General features: G+C 65.0%; 6 protein-coding genes. 3 read left to right on the forward strand and 3 right to left on the reverse strand.

The annotated features are described in order from the left end of the window. Positions 1-141 precede the first annotated feature (141 nt). Complete coding sequence (locus ACZK39_RS16550; RefSeq protein ID WP_344676232.1) at positions 142-876, forward strand: hypothetical protein; 735 nt, start codon at positions 142-144, stop codon at positions 874-876. A gap of 170 nt (positions 877-1,046) precedes the next feature. Here ACZK39_RS16550 and ACZK39_RS16555 read toward each other — a convergent pair whose 3' ends face one another. After that, positions 1,047-1,229: a hypothetical protein gene (locus ACZK39_RS16555; protein ID WP_187721851.1), complete on the reverse strand. Its 183-nt coding sequence runs from the start codon at positions 1,227-1,229 to the stop codon at positions 1,047-1,049. A 498-nt stretch (positions 1,230-1,727) separates the two neighbouring features. Between ACZK39_RS16555 and ACZK39_RS16560 the strand changes: the two genes are divergently transcribed. Beyond that, positions 1,728-3,962, forward strand: a complete 2,235-nt coding sequence (locus ACZK39_RS16560) for a GmrSD restriction endonuclease domain-containing protein (RefSeq protein ID WP_463613958.1) — start codon at positions 1,728-1,730, stop codon at positions 3,960-3,962. 341 nt (positions 3,963-4,303) lie between these two features. Here ACZK39_RS16560 and ACZK39_RS16565 read toward each other — a convergent pair whose 3' ends face one another. Continuing rightward, complete coding sequence (locus ACZK39_RS16565) at positions 4,304-4,681, reverse strand: Het-E N-terminal domain-containing protein (RefSeq protein ID WP_463613959.1); 378 nt, start codon at positions 4,679-4,681, stop codon at positions 4,304-4,306. Between the two features lie 110 nt (positions 4,682-4,791). Next, positions 4,792-5,955 (reverse strand): hypothetical protein, encoded by a 1,164-nt coding sequence (locus ACZK39_RS16570; protein ID WP_463613960.1) that lies wholly within the window; start codon positions 5,953-5,955, stop codon positions 4,792-4,794. A gap of 650 nt (positions 5,956-6,605) precedes the next feature. Between ACZK39_RS16570 and ACZK39_RS16575 the strand changes: the two genes are divergently transcribed. Continuing rightward, positions 6,606-7,841 carry an integrase catalytic domain-containing protein gene (locus ACZK39_RS16575; protein ID WP_463612408.1) on the forward strand — a complete coding sequence of 412 codons (1,236 nt, stop codon included), beginning with the start codon at positions 6,606-6,608 and terminating at the stop codon, positions 7,839-7,841. The last annotated feature ends 70 nt before the right edge of the window (positions 7,842-7,911 follow it).

The raw sequence follows: 7,911 nt of genomic DNA on the forward strand, positions 1-7,911 counted from the left end.
TGCCGCGGGTTGCGCGAGGGTCGTGTGTCGGCTCCGCTTGCCGCAGCGCGGTATGCCTTCGTGTTGAACGCTGTCCGCAACGAGCGGGTGGCCCCGTTCCCGCACATCAGGAGTGGGGCGCTACGGCCTTACCCTTGCGGTATGGCCCTGCCTCGCCACACGACGGACGCCGCCCTGTCGGCTTGGCTCGCGCCCCGGCTGCTGCCGTGGGGACCGGCTGGGGTTCCGGTGGGTGCCATGGTGCCGACGGGCTTCGCGGCGTATGTGCGGGTCCTGCACCCCCTGCCGGACGGACGCCGCTGGCGGGAGATCGCGGCGTCCAATGGACGCGTCCTGCATCCCCTGGCGCAGTGGAGCCACATGTTCGACACCCTGCGCCACCCGAACCTGTGGCCGCCGGATGGCCATCTCCCGCGCCCCGACCACGACGCGCTGGTCGCGCACCTGCAGGCGTCTGGGGACGTGACCTACGCGGTGTGGGAGGGCTACGGGTTCTGGGGAGGCGGCGCGGTCGAGGCGCACCACCCCGATCTGATGACCTACGAGGTCCCGGTGCCGAGCCGGGTCCCGGGGGGTGCCGAGCCGGTGTTGGCCCTGCCGCACCGGCGCTACCACCTGTTCCGGGCGCCCCTGGCCGCGCACGAGACGTGGGTCGAGGACGAGAGCTTCGGGCAGTCGGCGAACCTCGTATGGCCGGACGACCACGTCTGGTGTCTGGCCACCGAGATCGACTTCGGCTTCACGCTGCTCGGCTGCGAGCGCGCGGTCGCGGACGTCGTTCTCGCCGATCCCGCTCTTGAGGCGTTCGAGGTTGGTGTGGACGACAACATGAGCTGGTCCGGGGACGCCATCAATCCGGCGCCCCGGCGGGCCTGACAGCCGCCTCCGACCCGCCGACCGGCCCGTTCGACCCGGCCGATCCAGCTCGCCCCGCCTGCTGAACCGCCGCACGACGCGTGAACCGGGCACCAGACGATTCCACCTGAGCTGGAGTTTTGGTGAAGCGCGAACATCCGCTCTTGCCGCGATGGGTGGTGCTCACGTGTTCAAGGTGTTCGTCGGCGTGCCCACCATCGCCAAGACGCGAGTAGGACCGCCACTGCAGCGAGCAGCCACCAGAGTTCGTCCATCCCAGGTGGATCGGCCCAGGGGCCGAGGTAGAACATCGTGACCATGAAGATCGCCGCGACGGCGAGGCCGGTGAGCAGTTCGAGGGTGAATCGCACCACTCCTGAACTCCTTCGCCTGCGCGCCGTGCGCATCACGTTACCTCTGCGCAGCCTTCGCTCAGCGCCGACTGCTGTGACATCGGGTTCCTCGTCGCCATGTTCCTAGCTGAGATGCCGTGTCAGAAGGAATGACGCCGCATCCCACCATGTCACGCTCGGCGCCGATCACGCGCGGGTCGCACCTGCAGGGCGACAGCGCCGTGGAACTCCTGGCCGAGAACCTGCCTTATGTCAGTCTGTCTGAAGTCGAGGCGTTTGCCGGGGCATAATCTGGGGCCTCCCATCCCTCAGTCGCCCTGGACTGCGGTAGCGGCAGACCGGCCACCTGGGTCTCCGGTCGTTCCGATGACGCGTTCATCGCTGCGGCGCCGATTGCTCTTGAGCCGGCCTGGTCCAGCGGACACCCGTCTGGTGCGGTGTGACTGATGCTCTACTCGCAGACCAATGGTGGGTGGTGCTCGGTAAGGTCTGCGATGTGAACTGGTTCAGAGTCGCCGCATGAAGCCTGAGAAGGTCAACCCACGCGAGGTGTTCTACCAGCCGTCCCGTATGGTCGTCCCTCTCTTCCAACGTCCGTACGTGTGGTCAAAGGAGCGGCAGTGGCAGCCTCTCTGGGAGGATCTCGTCCGACTCACGGATGTTCTCGCTGGCAAGAATCCAAGCGCCACGCACTTCCTCGGTGCTTTCGTCGTGCAGCAACTCCCCTCGACCCTGGGCGCGATGCAAGAGTGGAGCGTCATCGATGGTCAACAGCGTTTGACGACACTTCAGATACTGCTGGATGCCCTGCACGCGCAGCTTGAGCGACGCGGTCTGGCGATGCTTGCCGCGCAAGTCGAGCCGCTGATTGTCAACCCGGTCGCGTTCCGAAAGAAGCCCGAGGACCAGTACAAGGTCTGGCCAACCAACCACGACCGGGCTGCATTCGAGTCGGTCATGAGCGCCTCAGCACCGGTCGACTATTCGACCGTGGCGTCGTCGCGCCTGGCCGAGGCGCACCAGTTCTTCAGTCAGTCCATTGCAACTCGCCTCGACAACGCCCCGACTCTCGACGTCGCCGCGAAGCTCCTGGTGGATGCCGTTTCGGGGCAGCTTGAGATCGTCAGCATTCGACTTGACGCCACGGAGGATGCACAGGCAATCTTCGAGACTCTCAATGCTCGCGGTGAGCCGCTCAGCGCAGCGGACCTGATCAAGAACTTCATCTTCCAGAACCACCCCGGCACCGAGGACCAGGTAGAAGGCGCCTACCTCGCGAACTGGGCAGAACTCGAAACGCCGTGGTGGGTTACGGCGGTCACCTCTGGTCGCGTGACCCATCCGCGCGCATCGTGGTTCCTATGGCACTGGCTGCGGGCCCGCCTCCTCGAGGACTTCCCAATCCGCGAGCTGTTCCAACAGTTCAAGGACTACGTCACGTCCAAACGCCCCGATATTGAGGTTCTCCTGCCTGAGATCAAGGCTGCAGCTGACCGCTATCGCTTCGTCATCGAAGGCGCCCAGGCATCTACCGGCCCGCTGACACGTGCACAGTGGTTCAGCTATCGGGTCGGGACGCTCGACTCCGAGATCATGCGGCCGCTACTGATCTGGCTCGATGAACAGCCACAGGCCGATGTGCCAGCAGCGGACAAGGACCGGGTTCTTCGACTGCTGGAGAGCTGGTTTGTTCGCCGCGCGATCGTGAAGGCCCCTTCGCAGGGCGCCAACCGGTTCATGGTCGACCTGATCGTCCACCTCAGCAGTAAGCCGCACAACAGGCTCCCGGCCGAGGTTGAGACTTACCTCGCGTCGAACCGGACGCCGGTCGGCTACTGGCCCGATGACGCCGAAGTAACCACGGCGCTGAAGGGCGCACCGGCCTACAACAAGTACCTCCGATCTCGCCTACGGATGATTCTGGAGGCGCTTGAGGACCACAAACGCGGCTACCCCGACTGGAGCGCACTCGCCATGGGGCCCATCGCCCGAGGCGTCGGAACCGTGGAGCATCTCATGCCACAGAAGTGGCGTTCGAACTGGCCGGCGACGTGGGCGCCGGACGAGGCTCGGGCGAAGGAGGACGCACGCGATCGCGCGCTGCACGAGCTGGGCAACCTCACGCTGGTGACGGGAAAGCTCAATGCGAAGGTGTCCAATGGCGCCTGGGCGGCGAAGGTCGCGCACTTCCAGCAGGTCAATGATGTTCTCCTCACCAACGATGTGATCCAGTTCGCTCCAACAACTTGGGACGAAGCTTTGATTGCCGCGCGAACTGCGACTCTGACCGCCGCAGTCCTCACGGTGTGGCCGGTTCCCGTCGGGCATGTGGGGCTGCCCGCGCCGCCTGTTCCGGCGCCTGCTACGGGTGAGGTTGATCTTGCGCTCCTGGTTTACGAAGGACTCATCGAGCCTGGCGACGTCCTCGTCGCACGGCCAGCCGTGCTCCAAGGCGCGACAGCGGCGGTTGGGCACGACGGAAGGGTATTTGTCGGCGAGGTCGGCTACGACACTCCTTCTGCGGCAGGTGTCGCCGTGAACTCTGCTGGCCTGTACCGAGGCGGGATCAACGGCTGGAGATTTTGGAAAGTAGCCACAACTGGCAAGTCGCTATGGGACATCAGAAACGAGTACCGCGCCAGTCTCGGCGAAGACATCGGTGGTGACGAGCCTGGTGAGGACGTCGAAGCTTCCGAGCTCATCGAGGCGCAGCTGACCCTCGCGGAGGCTCCGGACGGCGCAGACGACGGCTGAACCCATGCGTCCCGTGCAGTAGGGCTGGGTTCTGCAGCGGTGCCTCCTTCATCAAGGGCAGTCGCACTGGTACCAGTTGTCTCCGCAGATGCTGCACTGGATAGGTGCGGCCCCAGGACAGGGCTCAACGTGGGCGTAACGTGCGATCCGACCCCCTCGTGTTTGTTCGATTTGCTCTCCCACCTGGATCGGCTCGTCGCATCGCGTGCACACACCGCTATCGAACTTAGCTGTGAACCCATCATGTCTGTACTTCATCTGTGGATAGTAACGGCGTATGGCACCGTGAATACGAGGAGTCTTGGAGTGACCAGCGAGTTAGCGGAGCGCCCCGCTCAGGATCATTCCCCGGCGGGGGGAACGCCGATGTTGGCAGTGCCGTGATCGCCGATGACGCCGACGACGCCGCCGCTAACGTTCACGGAGTACTTGCCTTGCGAGGAGCCCTGCGGATCGACGAGCTTCATCAGCTCCTGTGCCTTATCCAGGACCGCCTTGTCCTCGGCGACACCGGAATCGCGCACCTGACCCTCCAGTGCGTCCTTGTCGGGGTCAGCCTTGTCAAGTTCGTCCGTCGCAGTTCCGGAGTCACCAAAGGCCTTCTTGACAAGCGCCTTAAGGCCTGCATAGGCGTCCTTGATCACGTTGGTGCCTACGTCTTTGAACGCAGTCGTTGCGCCCGCCACCAAAGCTGTCACGATCAGTGTGATCGGATCCATGCCGATCCCCCTCTCTGCCCCGGCCGTCGAGGCGATAAGGACAAGTGTGTCGGACGTCCGGGACGGGCGGAAGTACCCACGTCACCTGGTCTTCGACCCATTAGTTAGGCCTACGGCTGAAGTGCCACGTGCGCGGTGCCCTGATCGCCGATGACGCCAACGACCCCGCCGTTCACGGTGATGACGTACTTCGCTTCGGCACTCTCCCGCGCACGTTCGTCGGCCAGGACCGCCTCGACTTCGCGACGCACCTTCGGCCGCGCAGCGGCCAGCATGCGGGCGAGCATGGTCTGCAGGTCGACGTCGACCAATCGGCGCGCGAACAACGAGGTGTCCAGAAGGTCCCTCGAGTCTGCCCCTCCCGGCTTCTTGTCAGTCCGCACTATGCGCACGCACTCCAGGATGGTCGCTTGAAGCCTGTCGAAGGCGGGGCTGCCCGGAGTGTCTGCGATGGCGGCCGCGGAAACGTTGGGGCCCGTCAAGAAGCGCATGAGTTCAAAGATCGAGTGCAGACGCAGGATGTGGATGCGCAGCTCCCGGATCCTCTTTCGATCGGCAGTTGAGCGGCTGGCGGTGTGAAGGAGATGACACCGCACGACTCCACCGCCCGGCACGCTAACGTCGAGGCTCGTGAGGGTGATCCGCCCCAGTGTCAGTGTCTGATGCACCTGCGTGAGTTCACCGTCGACCGTCACACCAGCCGCCTCGATGACGGCCGTGATCCGGCCCGCTCCCACGAGGCTGCGCGACCCCGCCGCCGAGGAGGTCATGGCGGCGTACCTATCGGCGAGCTTTGGGCCCGAGGCGATGAGTCGTTGGGTTACGTTCTCGCCACGGATGCGAACGGAGGTGCTCGCTAAGGCACCAACGCCATCGGCGAGTGCCCGTCCTGCGCACGCGTACGCCCAGTACGAGATTGGGGCGTCTTCGGCCGGTGCTGGCCTTATCTGGAAGGCAAGATCCAGGTCGAGCAGAGCGGTCGACCCGTTGAGAGCCTGCCAGGCACGCTTTCGCACCGCCTCCACGCGCATGCCCTGGTTGCGGGAGAACCTCAGGACCTCATCCGGCGGGACGGTGAGCATACGTACCCCGTCTGCGAAAGCTGCCTCGAATGGCCAGGGTTCAACGATGCCACCAGGTCGTCGGCTGATCCGGCCAACGCCGCGCAGGAACCCGCCCTCGGCCCACGCCGGCAGCACGACCGAGTCTGCGACTGCCGCATCGGCGGAAAAGCGACGGGCATCGCTCAGCGGCACACGCAGCGTAACCAGCATGGCCGGAAGTCTAGCCCTCGCGCTTTCATGAGGGTGGGTTCTGACTCGGTGGTTTGAGCTTGGGAGAAGTGATTGTCGAAGTCGCAACGGGTGGGTGGCACAGTTTCCCGAAGGAGGCTCCGGAGGACGGGATTCCAGGTCCCGGTGGGTGTTTCGGCTTGTCTGGGAAGGGTCGGCCTGTCGTGTCAGGTGCTGTCCGGGATGGTGAGGGGGCGCCGGCGAGGAGTGTTCCCAGGGGGGTGTCCAGCGTCGCGGAGCCGGATCCGCCGGCTGCCTGTGGACAGAATCGGCCAAGAGTGATCCTCAAGCCCTCACAACGACCCGCCAAACGGCGATGCAAAAGATCGGGCACCGCGAACAGGCTTCTCCATCGCAGCGAAGTCCCGGAGAAGTTGCTCAGCATACTGTCGCCCTTTAGGCATCAGCTAGCCAAAGCTACGCGTCCCGATGGGGAGCCTACGTCTCCGATGGATGCGGCTCACAGGATGCGTGATGACCACAGGATATCGGCCGAGCCCCTGGTGCACAATCGGCCGACGATCATCAGAGAAGTCAGCCGCGAAAGGGTGATCGTTCCTCACACAACTGCAGCCGCGAACGTGAGGGCGGTTCACGCTGGAGCGATGGGATCGGATCTATCGAGGACTGCCGTGATCGAAGTGACACGCAAGTACGCCCGGGCGTATGTGGCGGCGACGAAGAAGGTCAAGGGTGCGATGCTCGACGAGTTCTGCCTCGTGACCGGGCTGTCGCGGGACCGGGCCCGGCACCTGTTGACCGCCACCGGCACCCGGCCCTCGAACGTGGCCAGGATCGACCGCCGCCGCGCGAAGCCGAGGAAGTACTCCACCGATGCCGCCAGGGTTCTGGAGCGGGTGTGGGTGCTCTCCGGCTGTGAGTGCGGCCCCTACCTGGCCGCGGACATGACCAGGCTCCTGTCGAACCTGGAGGCCAACAGTGAGCTCGCCCCGGGGCGGGGCGGTTACAGCCCGGGGGTGCGTGCCGAACTGGAGGCGATGTCCGGGGCCACGATCGACCGCTATCTGGCCGGGTTCAAGGCCACCCACGGGCTACGCGGGTTCACCACCACCCGGCCGGGTCCGCTGCTGCGGACCTCGATCCAGATCCGCAAGGCCGGCGACGAGGCCGAAGCCGAGCCCGGGTTCCTCGAGGTCGACACCGTCGCCCACTGCGGCCCCACCCTGAAGGGCGAGTTCGCCCGCTCCGTGTCGTTGACCGACGTGGTCACCGGCTGGACCCAGGTGATCGCGATCCGCAACAACGCCCGCCGCTGGATGCTTGAGGCCCTCGACCAGGCCATCGACCTGTTCCCATTCCCGATCCAAGGCCTCGACTGCGACAACGGCTCCGAGTTCATCAACCACGACGTCATCAACTGGGCCGGCCACCGCGACATCTTCTTCACCCGATCACGGCCCTACCGGAAGAACGACCAAGCCACCATCGAAGCCAAGAACAACCACATCGTGCGCCGGCGAGGGTTCTACTACCGCTACGACACCCCCACCGAACTCGCGCTCCTCAACCAGCTGTGGCCCCTCGTGGCTGACCGCGGTAACTACTTCATCTCCACCAAGAAACCCGTCGGCTGGGGCGCCGACAAGGCCGGACACCGTAAACGCATCTACGACCGCCCCAGTCCACCCCTGGACCGGCTCCTCGCCGCCCAGATCCTGTCCCCAGCCCAGCAAGCCGACCTGCTGGCCCGCCGCGAGCAGCTGAACCTGGCCGAACTCACCCGCGACATCACCCGCATCCAAGGGCTCCTGATCGCCGCCGCCAAAGACAAAACCGACGCCCTCTACACCGCCAAGCTGACCCTCCCCAGCGCCACCACAGCGATCAAGACCCCACGCACCGCCTGACCCATTTCGCGGCTAAACCATGTGAGGAACCAGGAATCATTTCGCGGCTACCTTGACATGAGGAACTACG

The organism is Tessaracoccus luoxuelianae (assembly GCF_055326245.1).

What these genes read in the sequence shown, in the direction of transcription:
- ACZK39_RS16550 (WP_344676232.1), top strand. Translation starts at nt 142, where the DNA reads ATGGCCCTGCCTCGCCACACGACGGACGCCGCCCTGTCGGCTTGGCTC.
- ACZK39_RS16560 (WP_463613958.1), top strand. Translation starts at nt 1,728, where the DNA reads ATGAAGCCTGAGAAGGTCAACCCACGCGAGGTGTTCTACCAGCCGTCC.
- ACZK39_RS16565 (WP_463613959.1), bottom strand. Translation starts at nt 4,681, where the DNA reads ATGGATCCGATCACACTGATCGTGACAGCTTTGGTGGCGGGCGCAACG.
- ACZK39_RS16570 (WP_463613960.1), bottom strand. Translation starts at nt 5,955, where the DNA reads ATGCTGGTTACGCTGCGTGTGCCGCTGAGCGATGCCCGTCGCTTTTCC.